Annotated in this window: 24 protein-coding genes and 2 riboswitches; of the genes, 22 read left to right on the top strand and 2 right to left on the bottom strand. The window is 41.7% G+C overall.

Features of this window, described 5'->3' with window-relative positions; genetic code table 11:
• Positions 1 to 157 precede the first annotated feature (157 nt).
• From ACXAHI_RS09125 to ACXAHI_RS09100, 6 genes are all read left to right on the top strand, one after another.
• A complete protein-coding gene (locus ACXAHI_RS09125) occupies positions 158 to 2,548 on the top strand; it encodes a 3-hydroxyacyl-CoA dehydrogenase/enoyl-CoA hydratase family protein (RefSeq protein ID WP_474847248.1) in 2,391 nt (796 codons plus the stop codon).
• Between the two features lie 21 nt (positions 2,549 to 2,569).
• Positions 2,570 to 3,745, top strand: a complete 1,176-nt coding sequence (locus ACXAHI_RS09120) for an acetyl-CoA C-acetyltransferase (protein ID WP_474847247.1) — start codon at positions 2,570 to 2,572, stop codon at positions 3,743 to 3,745.
• Between the two features lie 30 nt (positions 3,746 to 3,775).
• Positions 3,776 to 5,560, top strand: coding sequence for an acyl-CoA dehydrogenase family protein (locus tag ACXAHI_RS09115; RefSeq protein WP_474847246.1), 1,785 nt, complete (start codon positions 3,776 to 3,778; stop codon positions 5,558 to 5,560).
• 214 nt (positions 5,561 to 5,774) lie between these two features.
• On the top strand, positions 5,775 to 6,134 hold the full coding sequence (locus ACXAHI_RS09110) for an arsenate reductase family protein (RefSeq protein WP_474847245.1): 360 nt from the start codon (positions 5,775 to 5,777) through the stop codon (positions 6,132 to 6,134).
• A 96-nt stretch (positions 6,135 to 6,230) separates the two neighbouring features.
• Complete coding sequence (gcvH, locus tag ACXAHI_RS09105; RefSeq protein WP_270179942.1) at positions 6,231 to 6,617, top strand: glycine cleavage system protein GcvH; 387 nt, start codon at positions 6,231 to 6,233, stop codon at positions 6,615 to 6,617.
• Positions 6,618 to 6,767: 150 nt separating this feature from the next.
• Positions 6,768 to 7,016 (top strand): YusG family protein, encoded by a 249-nt coding sequence (locus ACXAHI_RS09100; protein ID WP_270179941.1) that lies wholly within the window; start codon positions 6,768 to 6,770, stop codon positions 7,014 to 7,016.
• Between the two features lie 28 nt (positions 7,017 to 7,044).
• Here the strand turns inward: ACXAHI_RS09100 and ACXAHI_RS09095 are convergent, their stop codons facing one another.
• Positions 7,045 to 7,551: a peroxiredoxin family protein gene (locus tag ACXAHI_RS09095; RefSeq protein ID WP_474847244.1), complete on the bottom strand. Its 507-nt coding sequence runs from the start codon at positions 7,549 to 7,551 to the stop codon at positions 7,045 to 7,047.
• A 141-nt stretch (positions 7,552 to 7,692) separates the two neighbouring features.
• Here ACXAHI_RS09095 and ACXAHI_RS09090 point away from each other — a divergent pair, with 141 nt between their 5' ends.
• The 5 genes from ACXAHI_RS09090 (at position 7,693) to ACXAHI_RS09070 (ending at position 11,352) form a co-directional block, all read left to right on the top strand.
• Positions 7,693 to 8,211, top strand: a complete 519-nt coding sequence (locus ACXAHI_RS09090) for a TraR/DksA C4-type zinc finger protein (RefSeq protein ID WP_474847243.1) — start codon at positions 7,693 to 7,695, stop codon at positions 8,209 to 8,211.
• Between the two features lie 101 nt (positions 8,212 to 8,312).
• Positions 8,313 to 8,642: a toprim domain-containing protein gene (locus ACXAHI_RS09085; protein WP_474847242.1), complete on the top strand. Its 330-nt coding sequence runs from the start codon at positions 8,313 to 8,315 to the stop codon at positions 8,640 to 8,642.
• A gap of 69 nt (positions 8,643 to 8,711) precedes the next feature.
• The gene (locus tag ACXAHI_RS09080) at positions 8,712 to 9,029 is read left to right on the top strand and encodes a thioredoxin family protein (RefSeq protein WP_474847241.1); all 318 of its coding nucleotides are present in this window, start codon (positions 8,712 to 8,714) and stop codon (positions 9,027 to 9,029) included.
• Between the two features lie 341 nt (positions 9,030 to 9,370).
• Positions 9,371 to 10,126: an RNA polymerase sigma-I factor gene (gene sigI, locus ACXAHI_RS09075; RefSeq protein WP_270179936.1), complete on the top strand. Its 756-nt coding sequence runs from the start codon at positions 9,371 to 9,373 to the stop codon at positions 10,124 to 10,126.
• A 20-nt stretch (positions 10,127 to 10,146) separates the two neighbouring features.
• Positions 10,147 to 11,352, top strand: coding sequence for an anti-sigma factor domain-containing protein (locus ACXAHI_RS09070; RefSeq protein ID WP_474847240.1), 1,206 nt, complete (start codon positions 10,147 to 10,149; stop codon positions 11,350 to 11,352).
• A gap of 119 nt (positions 11,353 to 11,471) precedes the next feature.
• Here the strand turns inward: ACXAHI_RS09070 and ACXAHI_RS09065 are convergent, their stop codons facing one another.
• A complete protein-coding gene (locus ACXAHI_RS09065; protein ID WP_474847239.1) occupies positions 11,472 to 11,891 on the bottom strand; it encodes a TlpA family protein disulfide reductase in 420 nt (139 codons plus the stop codon).
• 165 nt (positions 11,892 to 12,056) lie between these two features.
• Positions 12,057 to 12,166: riboswitch (SAM riboswitch) on the top strand.
• 81 nt (positions 12,167 to 12,247) lie between these two features.
• Here ACXAHI_RS09065 and metX point away from each other — a divergent pair.
• From metX to ilvN, 11 genes are all read left to right on the top strand, one after another.
• Positions 12,248 to 13,321: a homoserine O-acetyltransferase MetX gene (metX, locus tag ACXAHI_RS09060; protein WP_474847238.1), complete on the top strand. Its 1,074-nt coding sequence runs from the start codon at positions 12,248 to 12,250 to the stop codon at positions 13,319 to 13,321.
• A gap of 3 nt (positions 13,322 to 13,324) precedes the next feature.
• Complete coding sequence (locus tag ACXAHI_RS09055) at positions 13,325 to 14,623, top strand: O-acetylhomoserine aminocarboxypropyltransferase/cysteine synthase family protein (protein ID WP_474847237.1); 1,299 nt, start codon at positions 13,325 to 13,327, stop codon at positions 14,621 to 14,623.
• An 18-nt stretch (positions 14,624 to 14,641) separates the two neighbouring features.
• Positions 14,642 to 14,754: riboswitch (SAM riboswitch) on the top strand.
• Positions 14,755 to 14,828: 74 nt separating this feature from the next.
• A complete protein-coding gene (locus ACXAHI_RS09050; protein WP_474847236.1) occupies positions 14,829 to 16,607 on the top strand; it encodes a PLP-dependent aspartate aminotransferase family protein in 1,779 nt (592 codons plus the stop codon).
• 21 nt (positions 16,608 to 16,628) lie between these two features.
• Positions 16,629 to 17,633: an aliphatic sulfonate ABC transporter substrate-binding protein gene (locus tag ACXAHI_RS09045; RefSeq protein WP_474847235.1), complete on the top strand. Its 1,005-nt coding sequence runs from the start codon at positions 16,629 to 16,631 to the stop codon at positions 17,631 to 17,633.
• A 16-nt stretch (positions 17,634 to 17,649) separates the two neighbouring features.
• Positions 17,650 to 18,480 (top strand): ABC transporter permease, encoded by an 831-nt coding sequence (locus ACXAHI_RS09040; RefSeq protein WP_474847234.1) that lies wholly within the window; start codon positions 17,650 to 17,652, stop codon positions 18,478 to 18,480.
• A 12-nt stretch (positions 18,481 to 18,492) separates the two neighbouring features.
• Complete coding sequence (locus ACXAHI_RS09035) at positions 18,493 to 19,248, top strand: ABC transporter ATP-binding protein (protein ID WP_474847233.1); 756 nt, start codon at positions 18,493 to 18,495, stop codon at positions 19,246 to 19,248.
• The gene (acsA, locus tag ACXAHI_RS09030; protein ID WP_474847232.1) at positions 19,245 to 20,894 is read left to right on the top strand and encodes an acetate--CoA ligase; all 1,650 of its coding nucleotides are present in this window, start codon (positions 19,245 to 19,247) and stop codon (positions 20,892 to 20,894) included. Before ACXAHI_RS09035 ends, acsA begins: the two co-directional genes overlap by 4 nt.
• Before the next feature lie 14 nt (positions 20,895 to 20,908).
• The gene (locus ACXAHI_RS09025) at positions 20,909 to 22,111 is read left to right on the top strand and encodes a homoserine dehydrogenase (protein ID WP_474847231.1); all 1,203 of its coding nucleotides are present in this window, start codon (positions 20,909 to 20,911) and stop codon (positions 22,109 to 22,111) included.
• Positions 22,112 to 22,784: 673 nt separating this feature from the next.
• Positions 22,785 to 23,690, top strand: a complete 906-nt coding sequence (gene ilvE, locus ACXAHI_RS09020; RefSeq protein ID WP_474847230.1) for a branched-chain-amino-acid transaminase — start codon at positions 22,785 to 22,787, stop codon at positions 23,688 to 23,690.
• A gap of 358 nt (positions 23,691 to 24,048) precedes the next feature.
• Entirely contained in the window at positions 24,049 to 25,764 is a 1,716-nt protein-coding gene (gene ilvB, locus ACXAHI_RS09015; protein WP_474847229.1) for an acetolactate synthase large subunit, read from the top strand.
• Complete coding sequence (gene ilvN, locus ACXAHI_RS09010; protein WP_270179924.1) at positions 25,761 to 26,282, top strand: acetolactate synthase small subunit; 522 nt, start codon at positions 25,761 to 25,763, stop codon at positions 26,280 to 26,282. The genes ilvB and ilvN overlap by 4 nt, the downstream gene beginning before the upstream one ends.
• Positions 26,283 to 26,309 lie beyond the last annotated feature (27 nt).

Genomic DNA, 26,309 nt, shown 5'->3' with positions numbered 1-26,309 from the left:
ACAATGTTTCGATAAAAAAGAGAGTAGAAATCAACAAACATTATATTGCTAAATTTCAGAAAATACTTTATAGTAAAGACAGAGGAATTGAAAAGTGAATTCGCTTCTTTTTTTGAAACAAAAATGAATGAGCATTCATTCAATAGGGAGGTTCATTATGTCACGCAGCATTCATAAAGTTGCCGTATTAGGAGCAGGAGTAATGGGATCAGGTATCGCTGCACACCTTGCGAATGTTGGTATCCCAAGTATTTTATTAGACGTAGTCCCGAAAGAACCAAACGAAAAAGAAAAAGCTAAAGGGCTCTCGTTAGAAGATCGATTGGTACGTAACAGGCTTTCAATTGATGCGATCGCTAAGCTAAAAAAACAAAAACCAGCCCCGCTATCTAAGAAAGAAAATATTCAATTGATCGAGCCAGGAAACATGGAAGACGATATGGAGCGATTGAATGAAGTCGATTGGATCATAGAAGTCGTCATTGAAAATCTTGATATCAAAAAGAAAGTCTACGAAAAAGTAGATCACTATAGACGTCCAGGTACGATCGTAAGCTCGAACACTTCTGGAATTTCTGTAGAAGCTATGGCTGAAGGTCGCTCAGATGATTTCAGAAGCCATTTCCTTGGTACTCATTTCTTTAACCCACCAAGATATTTGAAGTTATTAGAGGTAATACCTACAAAAGATACAGATCCAGCTGTTCTGTCTTATATGAAGACATTTGGAGAAGAGACCCTTGGTAAAGGAGTTGTAGAAGCGAAAGACACACCAAACTTCATCGCAAACCGCATTGGAACTTACGGTTTATTAGTAACTGTTCGTGAAATGCTCAATAGAGGCTTTTCGGTTGGTGAAGTCGATTCAGTGACTGGTCCACTGATCGGTCGTCCAAAAAGTGCGACGTTTAGAACACTTGATGTTGTTGGATTAGACACGTTTATCCATGTAGCAAAAAATGTGTATGATCAAGTATCAGGTGAAGAGAAAGAAGTGTTCAGAACGCCAGACTTTATGGAAAAGATGAATCATAAAGGGTGGATCGGTTCAAAAGCAGGCCAAGGGTTTTTCCTAAAGAAAAAAGGCGAAAAGGGAAGCGAAATTCTAGAACTAAATCCTGAAACGCTTGAATATGAACCGAGGAAGAAGCTTAGAACTGGCTCAGTAGAAGCTAGTAAACAAGCAAAATCTAAATCCGATAAATTGAAAACGGTTGCTTACGCCGAGGATCGTGCTGGTGAATTGGTGTGGAACATACTGAAACCAGTATTGCTTTATTCAGCTGAGAAAACCTATGAAATTGCTGACGATATTCTAGCGATCGATCGTGCGATGAAATGGGGATTTGGCTGGGAGATGGGGCCGTTTGAAACGTGGGACGCCCTTGGAGTCGAAAAGTCGATTTCAAAGATGAAAGAGCAAGGTGAAGAGATCCCATCGTGGATCGAAGAGATGCTCTCCTCAGGCAAAACGAATTTTTATAAGCGAGAAGGCGGGAAAACCTTCTATTATCATAACGGTGAGTATAAAGAGGCTGATGTAAACGAAAAAGTAATCCACCTCAAAGGACTAAAAGAACAAAACCGTGTGATTAAGAAAAACACTGGCGCAACTCTTTTAGATCTTGGTGATGGTGTTGCTGGACTAGAATTTCATTCTCCGAACAACGCGATCGGAATGGATATCCTCCAAATGATCAATGAAGCGATCGATGAGACCGAGAAGAACTTTGAAGGTCTCGTGATCGGAAACCAGGGCAAGAACTTCTGTGTTGGAGCAAATGTTGCGCTGATGTTGATGGAAGCGCAGGATGATAACTTTTTTGAAATCGAATTGATCGCACGCAAATTTCAACAATCGATGGGTCGAATCCGGTATTCCAAGAAACCTGTTGTAGCAGCACCGTTTCAAATGACATTAGGTGGAGGTGCAGAGGTTGTGATGCCTGCTGCTTCGATTCAGGCATCATTTGAAACTTACCTTGGCTTAGTTGAAGTAGGGGTTGGATTGATCCCAGGCGGAGGCGGAAACAAAGAGCTTTATCTCAGAAAACTTGAGCAGGCTGGTGGAAAACCAAACTTAATCGATGTTGCTGCTGATGTATTTGAGACCATTGCGATGGCGAAAGTATCAACTTCAGCTCATGAGGCTTCGGAACTGGGCTATATAAGAAATAAAGATGGCATCAGTGTAAATGCTGACCATGTTCTCCATGATGCCAAGAAAAAAGTTCTATTCCTAGCTGAACAAGGCTATCAGCCGCCTGTTTCAAAGAAGATACCAGTTTCAGGTGAAGCAGGGTATGCTGCAATGTTAATGGGTGCGAAAACAATGCAGTGGAGTGGCTATATTTCTGAACACGACCTAAAGATTGCCTCTAAACTCGCTCATGTAATTGCAGGCGGTAAAGTGAAAGAAGGCACGCTTGTCGATGAACAATATCTTCTCGACATTGAAAGGGAAGCATTCCTAAGCCTATTGGGCGAACCGAAAACGCAAGCTAGAATGCAGCATATGTTGATGAAAGGAAAGCCGCTACGTAACTAGTTTTGGAGGAGGGAAGCACGAATGAAAGAAGCAGTGATCGTGTCTGGTGCAAGGACACCTGTAGGAAAAGCAAATCGTGGAACACTTGCAGAAATGCGTCCAGATGATTTAGGAGCAATTACAGTTGCTGAAACCTTAAAACGAGCTGGTAATTATGATGGGGATATAGATGATGTAATTATAGGATGTGCGATACCAGAAGCAGAACAAGGATTAAACGTGGCACGTATGATCGGTGCTAGAGCTGGCTTAAAAGAAACCGTCCCAGCTATTACGATAAATCGCTATTGTTCTTCAGGGTTACAAACAATTGCATATGCTTCAGAACGTATCATGCTCGGTCAGTCTTCATCTATTTTGGCAGGAGGCGTTGAATCGATGAGCCTCATTCCGATGGGAGGGCATGTGATCAAACCAAACCCTTCTCTCGTTGAAGAAAAGCCAGAATATATTATGGGTATGGGCCATACCGCTGAAGAAGTTGCTAGAAGGTTCGAAATAAGTCGAGAAGAACAAGATGCGTTCGCATTAAGAAGCCATCAGCGAGCAGCCAAAGCGATTAAGGAAGGCAAGTTCAGAGACGAAATTGTCCCTGTTGAAGTAACGAAACGTTGGATCGGTGCCAATAACAAGCTTCAAGAAAATAAGGTTTTATTCTCTCAAGACGAAGGCGTGCGTGAGGATACATCCCTTGAAGCACTTGCAAAGCTTCGCCCAGTCTTTAACGTAAGAGGCTCCGTTACTGCAGGGAACTCCTCTCAAACTAGCGATGGTGCAGCCAGTGTTCTTGTGATGGACAGAGAAAAAGCCGAGAGTGAAGGGCTAAAACCGATGGCTAAGTTTCGTTCGTTTGCCGTAGCGGGTGTTGCACCTGAAATTATGGGAGTAGGTCCGATCGAAGCTATTCCAAAAGCTTTGAAGCTAGCTGGGCTAGAGCTTTCAGATATCGGATTGTTTGAGCTGAATGAGGCATTTGCTTCACAGTCCATTCAAGTGATTCGAAAGTTAGGTCTCGATGAAGACAAAGTAAATGTAAATGGTGGAGCGATTGCGCTTGGGCATCCGCTAGGCTGTACAGGTACAAAGCTCACACTAAGTCTTGTTCACGAAATGAAAAGGCGCGGTGAGCAGTTTGGTGTCGTAACGATGTGTATTGGTGGCGGAATGGGAGCTGCCGGAGTATTTGAACTACTATAATACATGATCAATTAAAGGAGGAACACCTGCATGTCTAATACAATGAACAAAACAGTCAAAGGCGGAAGCTTTCTAGTAGAGGATCATCTTGCAGAAGATATTTTTACACCGGAGGATTTTTCTTCAGAGCATACGATGATGGGGAAAACAACGGAAGACTTTATTGTGAAGGAAGTCGTTCCAGAATTAGAAAAAATCGAAAACCATCAATTTGATATCTCCCGTAAGTTGTTAGAAAGAGCTGGTGAGATTGGACTTCTTGGAGCAGATGTTCCAGAAGAATACGGTGGACTAGGCCTTGATAAAATCAGCTCATCTGTTATCACAGAGAAGTTCGCACGAGCACGCTCGTTTTCACTAAGCTATGGGGCTCATGTAGGGATCGGATCGCTTCCTATCGTGTTCTTCGGTGATGAAGATCAGAAAAAGAAGTATCTTCCCGATCTAGCTTCAGGAGCTAAAATAGCTGCATACGCGTTGACAGAACCAGGTTCTGGTTCTGATGCACTTGGTGCTAAAACGACGGCTAAGTTAAATGATGACGGCACGCACTACATTTTGAATGGTGAAAAACAGTGGATCACAAACTCAGCTTTCGCTGACGTCTTTATCGTCTATGCGAAGATTGATGGTGAGCAGTTCTCAGCATTTATTGTAGACAGTGAGCTTGAAGGTGTAACAACTGGTCCAGAGGAAAAGAAAATGGGAATTAAAGGTTCCTCAACAAGAACATTAATCCTTGATGAAGTAGCAGTACCGAAAGAAAACCTTCTCGGTGAAGCTGGTAAAGGCCACGTTATTGCATTTAATATTCTAAATGTAGGTCGTTATAAGCTTGCGGTTGGAACGATTGGTGCTATGAAGCGCGCAATTGAGCTTTCTGCAAAATACGCAACAGATCGTAAGCAGTTTAAGACCCCTATTGCGAAATTTACTCTTATCCAAGAAAAGCTTGCAAATATGGCCGTATCTACTTATGCGAGTGAGAGCTCAACATATCGTACGGGTGGTCTTTTTGAAAATAAACTAGGCAATTTATCTGATGAAGAACAGAAAGATGGAGCAAAAGTTGCAAAAGCTATTGCTGAATATGCGATCGAATGTTCATTAAATAAAGTATTTGCTTCAGAGGCATTAGATTATGTCGTAGATGAAGCTGTACAGATTCACGGTGGATACGGATTCATGTCTGAATATGAAGTAGAAAATATGTATCGTGATTCACGCATCAACCGAATTTTTGAAGGAACGAATGAAATCAACCGCCTTCTTGTACCTGGAACGCTTATAAGAAAAGCGATGAAAGGTGAACTTCCATTGATGGAAAAAGCTACTGCCCTTCAAGAAGAACTGATGATGCTCATGCCACAAGAAATTGGCGATGCACCACTCGAGCAGGAAAAGCATCTTGTTGCCATGGCTAAGAAAATTATGCTGATGGTAGCCGGTACAGCCGTTCAGAAGTATGGAAAGAGTCTTGAAAAAGAACAAGAAGTGCTTTCTAACGTTGCTGACATCATTAGTGAAATCTACTCAATGGAGTCTGCAGTACTTCGAACTGAGAAAGCGATCGATCAATCAAGCTCTGACAAACAGCAGCAAAAGCTTCTATTAACAGAAGTTTTCTGCCAAGAAGCGTTCAATCGAATTGAAGCACATGCGAAAGAAACGCTTGTCGCTGTTGAAAGTGGAGATACGTTAAGAATGATGATTTCTGCTTTACGAAAATTAACTCGTCACACGCCAATCAACGTTATTGCAAAAAAACGTGAGATTGCCGCTAACATTTTGGAACAACAGCGTTATGCTGTTTAACTAATATTTTCAAACCCTATTCTCTTAGATTCCCTCTTGAAAAAGAGGGATTTTTTTTGACTGAATTGGCAAGATAAAACTTAAAGCGAAAAAGAGGATTTACACCTTATATGACGAAAGATGTTTTAGGCACGTCATAATTTGTTGTAGGGAACTCGTATGGTACACTTAGTTTGTACGATTGATTAGGTTTAGTTTACGAGGAGGAAAAGGATTGTCACTTACTTTTTATGCTTATCCTAAATGCGGAACGTGCCAGAAGGCAAAGAAATGGTTCCAAAGTAATGAAGTTTCTGTAGATGAAGTTCACATCGTTGAAAACCCCCCTACAAAAGAGGAACTCGCAGTCTTAGTGGACAATAGTGAACTTCCTATTAAAAAGTTCTTTAACACGAGTGGAAAAAAATATCGTGAACTTGGAGTGAAAGATAAGATTGCTTCATCTTCTGAAGACGAATTGTTGGAACTGTTAGCTTCAGATGGAATGTTGATCAAAAGACCGATTGTGACAGATGGAAAACACGTTACGGTTGGGTTTAAAGAGGAAATTTTTGACGAAACCTGGGGACACTAATAGTTGATTAATTAATAATAACTATTATAGGATAGTTATTGTAAATAATAATAAATACTTACCTTAGTTTAGGGATAGTTCAGGGAGGAATTACTAATGAATTTACCAAAAGATTTCCGCTACTCAGAAGAACACGAATGGGTACAAGTACAAGAAGATGGCAATGTCCGTATTGGGATTACTGATTTTGCACAGTCAGAGCTAGGTGACATTGTTTTTGTAGAACTTCCTGAAGAAGGCGACAGCCTTGAAGCTGACGAGCCTTTTGGCAGCGTTGAATCAGTAAAAACGGTATCTGAGCTTTACGCACCAATTTCAGGAAAAGTCATCTCTATTAATGAAGACCTAGAAGATAGTCCTGAATTTGTAAATGAATCTCCATATGAAAAAGCTTGGATGGTTGTAGTTGAGCCGTCTAATACTTCTGAGCTTGATGAGCTTATGACAGCACAAGCTTACGAAGATATGGTAAGTGAAGACTAATCGTCACTAAATAGTTCCAGCTTTCTGAGGGAATAATTTTTTCATCATCGCGAACCCTATTGAATGCTTGTGTTTCCATTGAATTTTGCCTGTACTTGAGAATCTAGTGTTAGGTATAAGGAAAGACATTATAAAAAGGGGATGAATACGATGAATGATCAGTCTCGTCCTATGGAAAAAATCGACGTTACAAGCAGGGTCCATGGTAAGCTCGACCAAAGTTCGATGAACTTGTACCTGAATAAGGAAAAAATCGGTCGCATACTCTTTACTAATCAAGGCAACCAGTATGAATTTGCCGAGGGCTTTGAGTTTGACCAAGATAAAATTTTTCAGTATCAGCGAGCAATGGAGAAAAACGGTAAGTACGTCGAAGACTGTGACCTCGGATGGTGTTAAAAAAAAACGGCCCAGATGGGCCGTTTTTTTATGATTTATTTTTACGAATGTATTTGATCGTAGTTAGTAATCCATCTGCTGAAGGACGTCCGAATGGACTAGATTGTAAATATTGTGCCATCAGCTTTCCTTCATCATCGATAATAAAGATAGCAGGCTCACCATGCTCGCCATGATCTTCATAAGGATCTTCGTCAGTATGCATGAATACTCCAAAGGAATCGATCGCTGCACGTTCATGATCTTGTAGCACTGGAAAATCAAGGCCATGTTTTTTCTTCATGCTTCGAAGTGAATCTAACTCGTCACTTGCGATTGCGATTACATGTACATCTAAATCGTCAAAAGCTGAGATGTTTTCTTGTAATTCTTCCATTTGCTCGTTACAAACAGGGCACCATTCGCCTCTAAAGAACACGAGCATATGCCATCTCTTATTGTCTTCCTCTAAATGCTTGTCTAGTTGAAAAAGTCCTCCCTCCGTATCAACGAGAGAAAATGTTGGTACACTCTGACCTAATGATAATTTAGCCACTATACTCACTCCTATATCAATGTCTTATGTATTGGTTTCCACCTTCTTGTTTTCTTAAAACCTTTTGAGATGGTTTAACGTGCTCAAAGATAAGGGAAAATAAAAAATGGAAAAGAAAAAGAACCTTTGGAGGGAAAAATTATGACTTTGTCGAATCAAGAAATACAGGGATTTAAAAAAACCCTCATCATCCAGAAAAAGGAAATATTAGAGAGAGGTGCAGCCGAGCATAATGAGAATAATGGACTGGCTGAAGAAACGGGGGACTTAACTTCATATGACAACCATTTTGCTGACCTTGCAACAGAATTGGATGAACGAGAAAAAGATATTACGCTCGAGGATGCAGCACGAGAACGATTAGAATTAATCAATACAGCGCTTGATAAGATTCGTGAAGGTAACTATGGTGTTTGTGTCGATACTGGTGAGGAAATTGATAAAGAACGTTTAGAAGCGATTCCATATGCGATACGAACAAAAGAAGCGCAAGACCGACTTGAGGATCGTAAAGAGGGGAATAGAACAGATACTGAGGCCACGTTTGCTACAGGTGGCGAAAGAGAAGATGACCGATTACGAACAGTTGATGACCTAGAAGAAGAACACGGAAACTCAACAACTGTCTCGCTAGAAGAAGAAGAGCGTTCTAACGACTAGTTTCAATGAGATATCTTTATAGAAAGTGAAACGATATGCCTTCTTATCCATATACTATAGTAAACGCAGTAGAGACGACAGCTTGAATGGAGAGTTGCGCCATGCATGATAAAGTGATTATTGTAGAAGGTAAGACGGATAGAGATCAGCTTCTTAGAATCTTAGATGAGCCAGTAGATATTATCTGTACGTACGGTACGATTAGCTTCGAACGTCTCGAAGAATTAAGTGAAGAGCTGTTTGAAAAGGATGTATATGTGCTCGTCGATGCAGACGATGCAGGGGAAAAACTACGAAAACAATTGAAACAAGAAATACCTCACGCTGAACATTTGTATATTACGATGCTGCATCGTGAAGTAGCTGAAACACCATTGAATTATTTAAAACGAATTTTGCGAGCTGCAAAATTTAAAGTGATGACAGTATAGATATGAAGGATACATTTCCCGAGGAGGGGTCGTTCCCTCTTCGGTTTATAAATGAAGGAGTTTACAAACATGATAGAAATAGACGAAGAGGTTGAGATTGAAAGAGCCCAGCAGAAATCACTATCGGTGCTCTTTTTTTATACGCCTTTTTGTTCAACGTGCAAAATTGCTGAAAGAATGTTAAACATTGCCGTCGAAGCTAACGGGATGAAGGATCATACGTATAAAGTAAACTTAAACTATTTTCCGGATTTAGCGAGAGAGCTAACAATTCAAAGTGTCCCAGCACTAACGATTTTTGAGAACGGACAAGCAAAAGAAACAATTTTCGCATTTGAATCAGTTGTCCGCCTTAATACTTTATTCCTAAAATACAAAAAGCATTAAATTTATCTGATGAAATTTGACCAATTAGACCATAAGTTCCTCGTAGCAAAAAGCGTGTCTCATCAAGGGTTTAGCAATGTAGAAATTTGTTGAAAATTGTGCAATATTAATAATGATAAATTAATATAACAGACAGTAAAGAAACAGTAACATTGTCATTAAATTGTATTTTCGTTGCAGCTGATTGAGTGGTATAAATGAATAGAGAGTCGCCATTCGATTTTGTCGTTTGGGGGCGAATTTTATTTTGCATTCTTTTTTAATATTCAAATAACAGACATCTAAGAAGAAACCTAATAAGCGCTCAATTTAAATTGACTGCAAGATGAGAGGTGTATGACATGACAACCATTTCAATCAGCACAAGAATAGGAAAATATAAAAGTAAAAATGACAATGTTACATTAGAAGATAAAATCGACCGTATCCAAAACGGCGATGAGTTTTTACGCAATAAGCTTCTAGAAGATTATCAACCATTTATTAAGAAAATTACGTCAAAAGTCTGCAATCGATACATTAACCAGATGATGGACGAATTTAGCATCGGATTATCTGCTTTTAATGAAGCGATGGATCAGTATCAAAGAGGACAGGGGAGCCGTTTTCTAACTTTTGCAGATATGGTTATCCGTCGTAGAGTAATCGATTATATCCGTAAAGAAGCTCGTCAAAATAAGTATATCTATCTTGAACCAGAAGAAGTAGATGAAGAAGGTAGATTAGAAGATAGTTTTGCTGAGCAGAAAGCAGCTCTTGACGTATATGAGATGGACAAGCAGCGAGAAGTTAGAATGTACGAAATTGAAGAATACGAACAACTCCTGCAAAGATTCAGCATCACGTTTAAGGTATTAAGTAAGAATTGCCCGAAGCATATCGATGCGAGGGATAATGCAAAAATGATAGCAAAACTTATTGCAGAGGATTCTACTCTTTCAAGCTATCTTCTTGAAAAGAAACAGCTGCCTATAAAAGATTTGCTGTCTCTTGTCTCATGCAGTCGGAAAACGATTGAACGTAATCGAAAGTATATAATAGCAGTTGCATTAATTTATCTAGGAGGCTTTAATGCGCTGAAATCTTATATACAGTAACAGAATGAGGGGGCCAGGGGATGAAAAACGGGGTTATTATGGAGATACGAGGCAGAAAAGCCGTAGTCCTGACACCCGAAGGTGAATTTGCAACAATTTTTCTTAAACGAAATCATAACTTATCAATTGGCTCTGAAATTAAACTAGCAAAGAAACCGGAGAAAAATAAGAAAGGTTTCTTTATCCCCTCTATGCCTACGATGGCAGGAATGGCAACGATCATCATGTTATTTGTTATCGTTGCTAGTGTGATTCCTGTTCCGAACAATGATGCAGTTGCTGCATATGTTAGCTTTGATATCAATCCGAGTATCGAAGTAGGTGTTAATTCTGACCTGGAAGTAGTACAGTATCAGGCTTGGAATTCAGACGGCGAAGGGCTGAGTTTAGACCAGGATACAAAAAATATGCCACTTGCTGAGTTTGCAAATGTACTAATTTCTAAACTTGAAGAGAATGGCTTTTTAACTGATCAGGGAAAGCTGCTTATCGTAGCGAGTAATGTTGAAGAAAACAGTCGTTATCAGAAGGTGAAGAGTAAGCTCGAAGAAACGATTAATGGTTTGAAAAACAATGAGGTCCTTACAAAACAGGCTGTTGCAATCACTACGATTTTACATGCAGATCATCATACTCGTAAGATGGCAGTGGAAAAGGGGGTGTCTCCTGGAAAGTATATAACTTATATGGCGGCACAAGACCGTGGAGTAACGATTTCTCTTGAAGATGCCCGCGACCTTTCTATTAAGAAATTAGATTCTCTCGAAAATCGCGCAACTGCATCAGAGGGTAATACAGAACCTGTTGAAGATAGGTACGAGCTAGATAATAAAATTACTCAGCTTAATGATAAATCAAATAAAACGATTGACAGCTCAGAGAATAAAAAAGCACAGAGTAACCAAAATTCTGAAGCAGTGGTAAAAGAAGAAAAAGATCCGATCGGTCAACTATCAAATAAGAACGAAAAGTCTTCATCTCAATCAACCGAAAATAACGATTCTGATCGTGTGGATAAGTACTCTGAACAAAATGAGGACAATAACGAGAAAAATAGTGGATCCTCAAAAAATGATAAACAAAATAATGATAAAGAAGTCAGAGAAGATAAAGATAACAGAAAAGACAAAGAAGATCCAGAAGATAGAGAAGATGATGATGACGACGAAGAAGATGAAGAAGACGAGCGTGAAGACAAGTCCTCAAAAGAAGACAATGATGATTAAGTAAGCGAACAGTGAGAGTGACAGTTCGCCACGAATAACTAAGATTAACGCCATTATTTTATATTATTTTTAACAAAGCTAGGGAAATTTCCCTAGCTTTGTTTTAGTTATCACTTCATTCAAAGCATGATAGAAGGGAGGACTTTAACGATATCCAGGAAAGATGCCTTGTCCCCGAATGTTTGTACAACTTCGTGGTTCCTGTCTAGAAGGACAGTCGTTGGTACACCAGTGCATCCATACTGATCGTACGTATCTCTACCATTATCTTTTAATACTGGAAAAGGCAGATCGTTCTTGATAGCAAATTCTTTCCCTGCCTCTTCTGTTCGTTCACGTCCAGTCACATTTATTGTTAAGAATGCAAGTTTGTTTAAGTCTGCATGTTCATAAAATTGTTCTTTCATAGGTAGGTCCTTCATACAATCAGGACACCATGATGCCCAAAACGTAATCATAACCGGTTTCCCTTCATAGTCGTCTAATGAATACGTTTGATCGCCTCTGACCTCTTGTAAAGAAAACGTAGGGGCTTTCACAAAAAGTCTCCTTTCGCATATAGATTTAAGGTAACCTTATCAAAATTCTGGTTCTAATCAAAATGTTTGATGCGTAGAGTGGATTTGTATAAACTTTCAGAAAATGTTTGACACTAATGCATTGCCTTGCTAAAATAATACTCAATCAAAGTAATTGAATATTCGTTCTTATCTAGAGAGGCGGAGGGACTGGCCCTATGAAGCCCGGCAACCGTCAAACCATTTGGTTTGAAAAGGTGCCAATTCCTGCAGGTATGATGCCTGGAAGATAAGCGGAGCTGATTTCTATAATCCAGCCTCTCTGTCTTTCAGAGAGGCTTTTTTATATTCAATGAGCGTGATGGGAGTGATCGGAGTTGGGAAGAGAGACGGTATACGAGGACCAACGGATATCCATTGGCTCGTTCGTTCTCGAATCAGGAAAAGAACTTGATGGGGTTGAACTTGCATATGAACGAGTAGGACCGAAGGAAGCACCAGTCATTCTAGTCTGTCATGCACTAACGGGCAATCAGTATACGGTTGGAAGGAAACAAGATGGTTGGTGGGAAGGTCTGATCGGTCACGGGAAGTATGTAGATACCACTGAGTTTCAAGTAATTACATTCAACGTATTAGGCGGTTGTAATGGTTCGACGGGACCATTATCTCGTAATCCGTCTACAAACAGACCGTATCAGGCGGATTTTCCCTTCATAAGCGTGAGGGATATGGTTCATTCTCAAAAGCGAGCACTTGAAGCACTCGGTATCGATCGCCTTCATGCCGTGATCGGTGGGTCGCTTGGAGGCATGCAGGTGCTTGAGTGGGGAATTCTTTACCCTGATGCGATGGAGCACCTTGTTCCATTAGCTGTGACACCATCTTTGAGTGCTTACGGAATTGCCTATAATGCCATATCAAGACATGCCATAACGACTGACCCTGAATGGAAGGGAGGGTATTATGATCAAACGCAACCTCCCGCATCGGGGTTAGCAACAGCACGTATGATCGGAATGATTTCGTACCGAACTGATGAGATGTTTCAGAAGAAATTTGGAAGAAGGGTCATTGCAAAACCTGAAGATCACCATGATGAGGCTCTTTACGATGTCGAATCTTACCTTCAATACCAGGGTAAAAAGCTAGTTGGTCGGTTTGATGCCAATAGCTATTTGTACTTATTAAAAGCAATGGATGACCATGATATTACCAGGGGAAGGGACGCACCTATTGAAGAAGTGAAGGCAAATGTTTTAGCAATTAGTTTTAAAGGTGATTTAATTTACCCTCCTAAAGATCTTGAAGCTTTATTTTCGCTAAAGGCGCGTTTTACGATCGTTGATACAAAGTATGGTCATGATGGATTCCTCGTTGAATTTGAGAGATGGGGGCAATTGATCAGAGAACATATACAAGAACCTTCAAAAATACAAAGGAGTGGATAAGAGATGGCAGAGAAGCGTTATAACTTAGAAACGATTGGCATTCATGGTGGTTTACAGGCAGATCCAGCTACGGGAGCGAGAGCGCTACCGATCTATCAATCCAACGCTTACAAATTTAATAGCACAGAACATGCAGCTGATTTGTTTGGTTTAAAAGAAGAAGGGTTTATTTATTCTAGAATTGGTAATCCGACGGTAGGAACGCTTGAAGAACGGGTTGCGGAGCTTGAAGGCGGAATTGGAGCACTCGGTCTTGCAAGTGGTATGGCAGCTATTACGAACGCGATCTTAAATATTGCGAATAGCGGTGATGAAATTGTTTCTGCTTCTACTTTATATGGCGGCACATATAACCTTTTTTCAACGACGCTTCCTAAATACGGCATAAAAACCAACTTTGTTGATCCGAAAGATCCGGAATCGTTTAGAAGTGCGATTACACCTAATACAAAAGCAATTTTTGCAGAAACGATCGGTAATCCAGGTCTTCACGTACTCGATATCGAGAAAGTGGCTGAAATCGCTCATGAAGCTGGCATTCCGCTTATCATCGACAATACCTTTGCAACACCGTATTTATGTAGACCGATCGAGCATGGTGCTGATATTGTTATTCATTCTGCGACGAAGTGGCTTGGTGGAAATGGTTCAACGATGGGCGGTTTGATCGTCGATAGTGGAAAGTTCGATTGGAATTCATCTAAATTCCCAGGTTTTATCGAACCAGATCCTTCCTATCACAACATCGTTTATGCAGAGGCCCTGCCTGAAGCAGCTTTCATCATAAAAGCTCGCGTTCAACTATTACGAGACACAGGCGCCTCATTGAGTCCTTTTAACGCTTTCCAAATCGCATTAGGAATTGAGACACTTCACGTTAGAATGAAGGAACATGTTGCGAACACGCGTAAAATCGTTACCTACTTGAAAGAAAATCCGGCAGTTGAATGGGTGAGTTATCCTGAAGAAGAAAATCATCCGTCAAAGACCTTAGCTGCAAACTATTTACCAAAAGGTGCGGGAGCAGTAGTCGTCTTCGGAATAAAAGGCGGCCGCGAAACCGGAGCAGGAATTATTAACTCAGTAAACCTGTGGTCACATGTGGCGAACGTTGGGGATGCAAAAAGCTTGATCATTCATCCTGCAAGCACAACTCACCAGCAGTTAAGTGCAGAAGAACTAACCGCTGCGGGTGTTCGAGATGACTTGATCCGCTTGTCGGTAGGCATCGAACATATCGATGATCTTATCGACGATTTGGATCAGGCAATTACAAAAGCAAGAATAGAAGCAAGTGTATAGCAAAAACTAAATAAATTACTCTTATCCAGAGAGGCAGAGGGACTGGCCCGATGATGCCCGGCAACCTTTAAGCAAGATGCTTAAAAAGGTGCTACTTCCTGCAGAATAGCTACTATTCTGAGAGATAAGAGGAGGCAAAAGCCCTCTTCTTATTGAAGTGGGCTTTTTTTATATTTACTACAACACAATTACTGGAGGAATTACAATGACACAACAATATCAGTTCGACACACTTTCCCTACACGGGGGCCAATCCCCAGATCCAACGACTGGCTCAAGAGCAGTACCGATTTATCAAACGAGCTCGTACGTTTTTCATGATAGCGAACATGCCGAGCGATTATTTTCTCTTGATGAACCAGGAAACATTTACTCCCGGATTGGAAATCCCACGGTGGATGTTTTTGAGAAACGAATGGCTCTGCTTGAAGACGGGGTCGCAGCGGTTGCAACTTCATCAGGTCAGGCGGCAATCGCACTTTCTATTCTGAATATCGCAAGTGCGGGTGACGAGATCGTAGCGGCTTCTAACTTATACGGCGGTACTTATAACTTATTTGCGGTAACCCTCCCGAGATATGGGATCAACGTAAAGTTTGTCGATCCAACAGATCCAGAAAACTTTAGAAAAGCGATAACTGATAAAACAAAAGGTGTTTTCGCTGAAATCATCGGGAACCCAAGCTTGTCTGTACTAAATGTAGAAAAAGTCTCAGCAATCGCACATGGAGCAGGCATTCCATTGATCGTCGATAATACGTTTGCCACTCCATACGCATGTAAGCCACTCACTTTAGGAGCAGATATCGTTGTACATTCTGCGACGAAGTGGATTGGTGGCCACGGTACATCGATTGGAGGAGTAGTCATCGACGGAGGTCGTTTTAATTGGAACTCTCCGAAGTTTCCAACGTTCACTGAACCTGACGATAGCTACAACGGCATTCGCTATGCGATTGATTTTGCGACTCTTGCGTTCAGCACAAAATTACGTGTCCAGCTCCTTCGTGACTTTGGGTCATGTTTGAGTCCATTCAATGCCTTTCTTCTTTTACAAGGACTTGAGACGCTTCATCTCAGAGCGGAAAAACATAATGAGAATGCACTTAAGCTAGCAACCTATTTACAAGATCATCCTGCAGTAGAGTGGGTTAGCTATCCTGGTCTTCCAAGTCATCCTTCCTATCATGATGCGAAAGAAATTTTAACAAATGGTTTTGGTGCAGTTGTGAACTTTGGCATAAAAGGAGGAAAGGAAGCAGGCCGAAAGCTCATTGATCATGTTTCGCTTTGGTCTCACCTTGCAAATGTGGGGGATGCAAAAAGCTTGATCATTCATCCAGCGAGTACGACTCATCAGCAGTTGAGTAGAGAGCAGCTAGAGAAAGCAGGAGTAAAAGAAGAACTGATTCGCCTATCTGTCGGTGTAGAAGGTGCAGACGATTTAATCTTCGACTTGGATCAATCGCTTCGTAAAGCGACAGGTCTAGAAACGGATACTCGTATCGTCATCAATGATGAAGGTGAAATTCAATGGGCGCTTCAAAGTCCTTATGAAAAAGAAGTGATCGATGGTGTTGAAACGCAAAGACAGAAAACACTTGCCGTCGTTGGTCTAAGTGGGAACGAATCGCGACCAAGTCACCGATTAGCAAGGAAGATGCAAAGGCTAGGATACAAGATAATCCCTGTGAATCCGAAGGCAGATACAATCCTAGGTGAAAAAGCGTATCCCGATTTAAAAAGTGTCCCACATTTCATTGATGTCGTGCAGGTGTTTAGAAGTCCTGAGGCAGCTGTTGAAATCGCAAGGGAAGCAGGGGAGATCAAGCCACGAATCTTCTGGCTGCAAGAAGGGGTGGTATCTGAAGAAGCTGCACAAATAGCAGCAGACGCTGGATTACAAGTTGTTCATAATCGATGCACATATAAAGAAGCCCAGAGGCTAAGAGGCACGATTTCAACATATGCATGTGAACTTTAAAAAGGAGAGGGAGAAACCATTATGAAGAGAATTCCATGGATTGATTTAAGAAGTTTCGTTGCACTCGCTCTAATCGCGGCGTTGATTATTAGTGCAGGCTGTTCTTCTTCAGACGCTTCTTCAAAGGAAGGGCCTGATGAAATCAGAGTGGATTACGCTTACTATTCTCCTACTAGTCTTGTGGTGAAGAAGCAAGGGCTTCTTGAAGAGGAGTTTGAGGGCGAGGACATCAACATCGAATACGTCTTGAGTCAAGGAAGTAACAAAGCGCTTGAATTCTTAAATAGTAACAGTATTGATTTTGGTTCAACGGCAGGTGCAGCGGCACTGATGGCAAAAGCAAAAGGCGCACCGATTAAAAACGTGTATATTTATTCAAAGCCAGAATGGACAGCACTCGTTACTGGAAAAGATTCAAGTATTCGTAGTGTAGAAGATTTAAAAGGTAAAAAGGTAGCCGCAACGCTCGGAACGGATCCTTACATCTTCTTGCTTCGTTCTTTGAATGAAGTGGGGTTAACTCAAGATGATGTTGAACTTGTGAATCTTCAGCATGGAGACGGTGCCTCTGCCTTAAGTACTGGTCAGGTGGATGCATGGGCAGGACTGGACCCTCATATGGCGCGTCTTGAATTAGAAACAGGAGCAGACCTTTTTTATCGAAACGCAGATCTGAATACGTATGGTTTCTTAAACACACGGACAGAGTTTGCTGAAAAATATCCTGAACACGTGAAACGAGTGATTAGCGTTTACGAGAAAGCTAGAAAATGGGTGATCGAACACCCGCAAGAGGCAGCTGAGCTATTAGCTGAAGAAGCTGATATCCAACTTGACGTAGCAAAAAAGCAGCTGGAAAGAAATGATTTCTCAAGTCCCGTACCTGGTGAAGAACAGAAGAAAGCGATTGTTGAAGCAGGAAACGTACTGCAAAAAGGGGAGATTATTGAGCCAGATGTTGATATTAAAACGTTAACGGATGAATTGATCGATCCATCGTTTGCGGAAGAAGTCATCCAGAACTAGAAAGGGGATAAGATCCATGGCAAAAAACCATACGGAAGCAATCCCCTTAAAGGGGATTACAGGTAAGGCCTCGCCTAAACCGTTCAATTTACATCCGATTCTTATTGGAAGTATTCTCCCGCTCATTTTGTTAATCGTTTGGGAGTCTCTAAGTCGTTTAGGGGTGCTGCCTTCTTACCTACTTCCAGCTCCAACGGTAATCTTTAATACAATCGTCGATTTAGGAGCCGATGGTACTCTTTTTGGCCATATTGGCATTACCCTTTATCGGATTTTATTAGGGTTCCTCTTAGGTGCGGGGATTGCCTTACTACTCGGTTCTTTTGTAGGAATTTATCGTAAAGCTGAGCAATTTTTTGATCCGATCATCCAAGCCTTTCGCTCGATTCCATCGCTAGCTTGGGTTCCTCTTTTTATTCTATGGATGGGAATCGCAGAAGCATCGAAAGTGACACTGATTGCTGTAGGCGTTTTTTTCCCAGTCTACCTAAATGTTGTGAGTGGAATTTTGAGCGTCGATCGTCAATTGATCGAAGTAGGAAAAATGTATGGATTAAATAGTTTTCAATTAGTAAAACGAATTATTCTCCCTGCTTCACTACCTTCTTTTCTTATCGGCCTTAGAAGTGGTCTAGGGCTTGGATGGATGTTTGTCGTTGCAGCTGAATTGATGGGTGCAAGTCAAGGATTAGGATATTTGCTGGTTCTTGGGCAGAACACATACTCACCAGAGCTAATTATTGCAAGCATCGTTCTCTTTGCTCTGCTTGGAAAAGTGAGCGATGCGATATTGAAGGTAGTCGAGAACAGATCGCTGCATTGGCAGGATCGAATGGAACAGCGGTAAGGGGGAGTCAAAATGAGTTTACAAATACGAAATGTGAGTAAAGAGTTTGAGAGTCGAAAAGCCATTAGCAACATTTCGTTTCATGCAGAAAGTGGCGAAATCATCGGGATACTTGGAACGAGTGGATGTGGGAAGAGTACATTGCTACGAGCGGTTTCAGGATTAGATACATCGTATACTGGCGATGTCATCATCGATGGAGAGGTGTGCAACCATGTTGATGAGAAACTAGGATTCATTTTTCAGCAGCCGAGGCTTATGCCATGGTTATCCGTCATAGACAACGTATCGTTTGGTTTAAAAGGAACGAAAGAAGAGAAGCGCTCAAGCGCAGCGAAGTACCTTGATCTTGTTGGCCTAAAAGGCAATGAAAAAGACTTTCCAAAACAGCTTTCTGGTGGAATGGCGCAGCGGGTTGCGATTGCAAGGGCGCTTGTAACATCACCGCAGTATTTGTTATTAGATGAGCCTTTTAGCGCACTCGACGCATTTACGAAAATGAAGCTTCAAGATTTATTATTAGAAATATGGGAGTCTTACAAAACAACGATTTTGCTCGTTACTCATGACATTGAAGAAGCGCTATACCTTTGTGACAGGCTCATCATTCTTAAGGGTCAGCCTGGAAGGAAAGAAGAAGAAATTATAATTGATGAACCACGACCTCGATCTCGAGGAAGTGTAAAACTCGCAGAATACAAAGAACAAATTTTAGAGAGGTTGGAATTGACCACACCTGCAACCGTCAGTGGAGGGACCAGCATATGAGCATTACACTACCAAAACAGATTTCATCTCAAGCGAAGTATACGAACCTTGAAAGTTATGAAGAAGCATACGCAACATTTCAGTGGGAAAGTGTCGATCGATTCCTTCATCGTTCTGGGAAAATGAACGTCGCTTATGAATGCATCGACCGACACGTTGAAAATGGATTTGGAAATAAAGTTGCATTGCATTATGTTAATGAAGATGAAAAAAGATCGTTAACGTTTGAAGAAGTGAAAATCAAGACGGATCATTATGCAGCTGCACTCAGAAAGCACGGTGTAAAGAAAGGGGAAAGGGTTTTTGTATTCCTTCCTAAAAATCCTGAATGCTATATTGCCATACTCGCAGTGATTAAAATCGGAGCAATCGCAGCTCCTTTGTTTGAAGCATTTATGGAAGAAGCAGTGAAAGATCGCATCAACGATTGTGGAGGTACAGCGCTCCTTACCGATCGAGAACTTCAAAAAAGAGTGCCTGCAAATGAAATACCTACTCTTCGTCTTATTCTCACAACCGAAGAGGTGGAAAGAACTCAGGTAGACGAAGAGCAACAAATAGAGTGGGCAGATCCTGAGGATGGTTTTTTACTTCACTATACAAGTGGTTCAACAGGAAAGCCAAAGGGCGTTCTTCATGCTCAACGTTCCTTGGTTCACCATTTTCAGTCAGGGAAATGGGTACTTGATATAAAAGATACAGACGTGTATTGGTGCACCTCTCACCCTGGGTGGGTAACAGGAAGCGTATATGGTTTGTTTGCTCCTTGGTTAAATAAAGCTACGATCGTCATTAACGGAGGCCGCTTTAAAGCTGAGGATTGGTATAGCTTAATCGATGAGCTGAAAGTCACAATCTGGTATAGTGCACCAACTGCGTTTCGGATGTTGATGGCAAAAGAAGATATAGTAGAAAACTATCGCTTAACATCATTACGACATATTTTGAGCGTAGGAGAACCGTTGAACCCAGAAGTGATTCAGTGGGCATCCCGGGTATGGGGGCAACGAATTCATGATACGTGGTGGATGACAGAAACAGGCGGACACCTGATCGTGAACTTCCCTGGTGAGAAGATTAAGCCTGGTTCGATGGGACGTCCGTTTCCAGGTGTAAAGGTTGGGATCCTAGATGAGAACGGAAACGAGGTTCCTGTCGGAAATACAGGACAGCTTGCTGTTCGAGCACCGTGGCCAGGATTAATGAAAACGATCTGGAACAACAAGGAGAAGTATGAAAGCTATTTTCCTTATCCTGGTTGGTATGTGTCAGGTGACCTAGCTTATAAAGATGAGGAAGGATTTATATTCTTCCAAGGTCGAGATGACGATATGATCAATTCTTCAGGTGAACGAATCGGTCCATTCGAAGTTGAGAGTCAATTGATCACCCACCCTGCTGTTGCTGAAGCAGGCGTGGTCGGTAAACCCGATAAACTACGAGGTGAAATCGTTAAAGCTTATATCACCTTACGAAACGGTTATGAAAAAAACGACCAACTTCTAGATGAGATTCGCCAACATGTAAGAAAAAATTTGGCTGCCCATGCGGCTCCAAGAGAAATTGAAGTACTCGAAGAGCTTCCTAAAACAAAGATTAGCGGAAAAATATTAAGAAGAGTACTAAAAGAATGGTCAGCAGAATAACGGGGGTGGAGATGATGGAAACATTACATGTAGCGTTAATTGGTTTTGGAACAGTAGGCAAAGGGGTTTATGAGAGTATTGAAAAACAGCGTGAACAATTAGAGGCTTTACTGAGAAAAAAGGTGTCGATGGAAGCGATTTTGATTCAAAACGGTGAAATAAAGCGAGAAGTAGACGATCGCGTGTTGGTAACGACGGATGTTGACGAGTTATTAAATCTACCAAAGCTTGATGTCGTATTCGAAGCGATTATAGGAGTTGAACCTGCTCATACGTATTTGTCTAGATTCATAGAAAAAGGCTGTCATGTTATTTCTGCTAATAAAGAGCTACTTGCTAATTCCGGTAATGAACTTAGGAAGTTAGCAGAAAAGCACAACGTAGGACTTAGATATGAAGCGGCAGTTGCAGCATCTATTCCGATTCTTAGCACGTTGCGAGAGGGAATCAGAAGTAACCAGATCAAAGAGATAAGCGGAATTCTGAACGGAACTTCCAATTTTATTCTCAATGAGTGTCAAGTGAGCGGGTTGTCTTTTGAAGAAGCACTCCGATCAGCACAAGAAAAGGGCTATGCAGAGGCAGACCCTACGAACGATGTCGACGGCTGGGATGCATTTTACAAGATTCTCATTCTCTCTGATCTTGTTTATGGAAAACAGCCTGAATGGGAAAGTATCACTAGAAAAGGAATTAGGGAAGTGACCAGCTTTCATATTAAGAAAGCTGAGGCACTTGGTCTTAGAATTAAACATATCGCAAGTCTTAGTTTACAAAATGAGGAGCCAGTTATTTCTGTGGAGTCTATTGCAGTTTCAGAAGCCCACCCTTTTTTCAATGTGACAGGTGTTAACAATGCGCTATCTATTGCTGGTAATCTCGCAGGTAACATAACGTTAACTGGTCCCGGTGCAGGAGCAGATCCTACAGCGAGCGCAATGGTAGAAGATTTATTAAGCATCGACCGAAACAGCACTGAACCTGTTTACTATTCCCGAATAGAAAAGGGGAATGCTGTTGAAGAGAATTTCTTGTTGATCGGAGACGATTCAGAAGTAAGGGAACTCGAAGTACTTCCTACCTCAGAGAAAGGAGCTTACTATGTCACAGGCAAAAGAAGTGAAGTAGAAGCATTACTGGAACATAGTAAAACGAGCCTCTACCCTCTCCAAGGTCTGACCCTAAATCATTCTACTTCTAGATTAGCGGTGGTTTAGTTACTCCCCCTCTCGAACTGAGAGGGTTCAACCTGTTGGGAAACCTAGGATATTCTATTCCCTACAAGGTAGCAGTTAGATTAGGATACTATCAACTCAAAATAAAATTTTCCGAGTGATTATGTTATTCATATCATTGCAAGTTAGTGTTTTTTTGAATTAAAAACCAGAGCACATTGCAGATTGGAGCGGAAGGATGCTCGACTCCTGCGGGACATGCGGGACAGGTGAGTTCCCGCAGGAGCGTAAGCGACGAGGAAGCTCAACGCCCGCCCCGCGGAAAGCGAGCATCCTGGAGCGGAAATCTCACTATATCGTTGGTAGGAGCTTTAAAGCTTTCACGACAGACTGTCCCCTCTCAAATTGAGAGGGGGTTTTTACTTTTTTGCGATGTAAGCGCTTTAATAAAATTTACAATAAAAACCTTGATGTCATGTAATCTCACTCTAGATGGGATTGTAAGCGGTTGCAAATAAACAGATATATCTAAATAGTCTAAAAACTTTCAGAAAGGGTGTTGACCTTCTGTGGAAACGGGAGTATTATTGTCCTCAATTAAACAAATTATTTAAACAATTCACACACATTGAACAAGGACCTGACTCGTTTTGGTCCTTGAAATTAAACTTGACGCTTTAATGCGTCTATTACCAAAAGGAAAGGAGTGAACAAGGTGAGTGAACAATGGATCTACCTTAACGGAGAATTTGTAAAAAAAGAAGATGCCAAAGTATCGGTATACGATCATGGCTTTCTATACGGCGATGGGGTGTTCGAAGGAATTCGCATGTATGACGGAAACGTATTCCGACTAAAAGAACATCTTCAGCGACTTTTCGACTCAGCTCATTCAATCATGCTAAATATTAACTATACGATGGAGGAACTGACCGACATTATCGTTCAGACATTGAAGAAAAACGACCTTCAAGATGCTTACATTCGTATCGTTGTATCACGAGGCGTGGGAAATCTTGGGCTTGATCCATTCACATGCAAAGAACCTCAAGTGATTGTTATTGCAGAATCACTAGCCTTGTTCCCTAAACATCTATACGATACAGGAATTGAGATCGTAACGGTAGCAAGTCGAAGAAACCGTTCGGACGTTCTTAGTCCTAAAGTGAAATCATTAAATTACTTGAACAATATTTTGGTTAAAATCGAAGCGAACCTTGCCGGAGTGAGTGAAGCACTCATGCTAAATGATCAAGGCTATGTTGCGGAAGGTTCTGCAGATAATATATTTATTGTCAAAGGCAACGTAATTAAAACGCCACCTGGATATGTTGGCGCACTAGAAGGCATTACGCGAAATGCCATCATGGAACTAGCGAGAGAAAAAGGATATGAGATGCGAGAAGAAACGTTCACTCGACACGATGTGTATGTTGCGGATGAAGTTTTCCTTACAGGAACAGCTGCAGAAGTGATTGCCGTCGTTAAGGTAGATGGAAGAGTGGTCGGTGAAGGCCGACCAGGTAAAACGACGAATAATCTTCTGAAAGCTTTCAGAAATATTGTGACGACAGATGGCGTAAGCGTATACCCATCTAAGCGAGACGTTCAAGCGGGTTAAGGATCAAAATTGAATAAATAAAATCAATGACGAGGTAAAAGGTGCAGGATCGAGTGGTTACCAGAGAGCCGGTGTAGGTGGAAGCCGGTATTACTCCCTGCTCCGACATCCCCTCTGAGTGTTGATCTGAAATGAGCAACTTAGGATCAGCCAGGTGTTTTACAACACTTGTTATCAAAAAACAGCATTAGCTGTTACTGAGGTGACGAAGTTTGTCACAAATGTAGGGTGGTACCGTGAAAGTCTTTTCGCCCCTACGGACCGTATAAAGCGGCGTGGGGATGAGAAGGCTTTTTTTCTTTAGCAATAACTAGTTGGATGAAAAAGCTCATCAATAAGCATTGGAGGGATCAACAGTATGCGGGCGAAGGCAAGAAATGAAGCCGAAGCTGTTACAACGGAGATGACCGGAGCGGATATTCTGATCGATTCATTGAAGAAAGAAAATGTTGAAGTGCTGTTTGGCTATCCGGGAGGTGCGGTGTTATCAATTTATGACGCACTTTATCGTTCACCGATCAAGCACATCCTATCAAAGCATGAACAAGGTTCGATTCATGCTGCAGAAGGATACGCGAGAGTAAGCGGTAAGCCTGGTGTTGTCATTGCCACATCTGGTCCTGGTGCGACGAACCTCGTGACAGGCATTACTGACGCCATGATGGATTCGTTGCCAATCGTTATTTTTACAGGTCAAGTTGCGAGCAATGTGATCGGCACAGACGCTTTCCAAGAAGCTGATGTTATGGGGATCACATCTCCGATTACAAAGCATAATTTTCAGGTGCGCGATGTAAAAGACCTTCCTAGAATCATTAAAGAAGCTTTTCACATCGCCTCAACAGGGCGCCCAGGCCCAGTTCTCGTTGACATCCCTAAAGATGTTTCGAACATGAAAATGGTTCCGGGTGATGAGTGCAAGGTGAACCTGCCAGGCTATCAACCAACCTTTTCTCCTAATGTCTTACAAATTAAGAAACTAGCAGATGCAATAGGAACAGCGAAGAAACCGGTTATTTTAGCTGGTGCTGGGGTTCTTCACGCGAATGCTGGGAAAGAGTTGCTTGCATTCTCTGAAAGGCACGAAATACCTGTAGTCAACACTCTCTTAGGCTTAGGAAGCTATCCAGGGAAGCATCCACTCTTTCTTGGAATGGGCGGAATGCATGGTACGTATACAGCCAACATGGCGCTTTATGAATGCGATCTACTCATCAGCATCGGAGCGAGGTTCGATGATCGCTTGACAGGAAATCTGGATCATTTTGCTAGGCATGCAACGGTTGCTCATATCGATGTTGATCCAGCAGAGATCGGAAAAAACATCCCTACTCAAATACCGATTGTTTCAGACGCGAGGGAGGCGCTTAGAAGTTTACTCGATACTGAAACAAGAACCCCTGAGACGGAGGAGTGGCGCAAACAACTTGCCCAGAAGAACGAAGACTATCCTCTTTGGTACAAATCGGACACAGAAGAATTCTTGCCTCAGCGCGTGATCGAACTCGTCCATAAGCATACGAAAGGGGACGCCATCATCACGACAGATGTTGGGCAACACCAAATGTGGGCAGCTCAATATTATTCTTTTGCTGATCCGAACAAATGGGTGACTTCAGGGGGATTAGGAACGATGGGCTTTGGTTTTCCGGCTGCGATCGGTGCCCAGCTAGCGTTTCCTGACCAAACCGTCGTCTCGATCACTGGAGATGGAGGGTTTCAAATGACCCTTCAAGAACTTTCCGTTCTTCAAGAGCTGAACTTGCCTGTAAAAGTAATCATCGTGAACAATCAATCGCTAGGAATGGTACGACAGTGGCAGGAAGCTTTCTATGAACAGCGTTACTCTCAGTCTCTCATACCGGTTCAACCTGATTTCGTAAAGCTAGGTGAAGCTTATGGAATTAAGGCCTATCAAGTGCATACAGAGGAAGAGGCTGAAGCAGTCTTCAGTGAAGCTTTCGCCCATAGAGATCCTGTATTGATCGACTGCAGGGTAAGTGGTACTGAGAATGTATATCCAATGATAGCGCCTGGTAAAGGTCTTCATGAAATGATCGGGGTGAAACCATGAAGCGAATTGTGACAGCTACAGTCATCAACCAAAGCGGGGTATTAAACCGAATCACTGGGTTGATGACGAAAAGACAGTTCAATATCGAGAGTATCACAGTTGGTCATACCGAAACGGAAGGTATTTCAAAAATGACGTTTGTAGTGAATGTTGAAGGCGATGGAAAGATTGAACAGCTGATCAAGCAGTTAAACAAGCAAGTAGATGTATTGAAAGTGTCTGACATTACAGATCAGGCCATCGTTGTAAGAGAACTCGCGCTGATCAAAGTCGTTAGCAATGCACAGGTTAGAAGCGAACTTTCGGGAATAATCGAACCTTTCCGAGCTTCCATCATCGATGTAAGCCGGGAAAACTTAACGGTTCAAGTAACGGGCGATTCAGATAAGATCGAGGCGATCATTGATCTCTTAAGACCATATGGAATCAAAGAGATGGTTCGCACGGGAATAACAGCTTTCCCAAGAGGGAGTCAAAGATCTGTAACTGATCTAAAACAATACTCAATTCTTAATTAATCAACCAAATTTAGAAGGGATGGAGAA

This window comes from Anaerobacillus sp. ABD4_527, from assembly GCF_056160805.1.
Note: the sequence above shows the minus strand (reverse complement) of the source record. Positions and strands in the feature narration are given on the sequence as shown.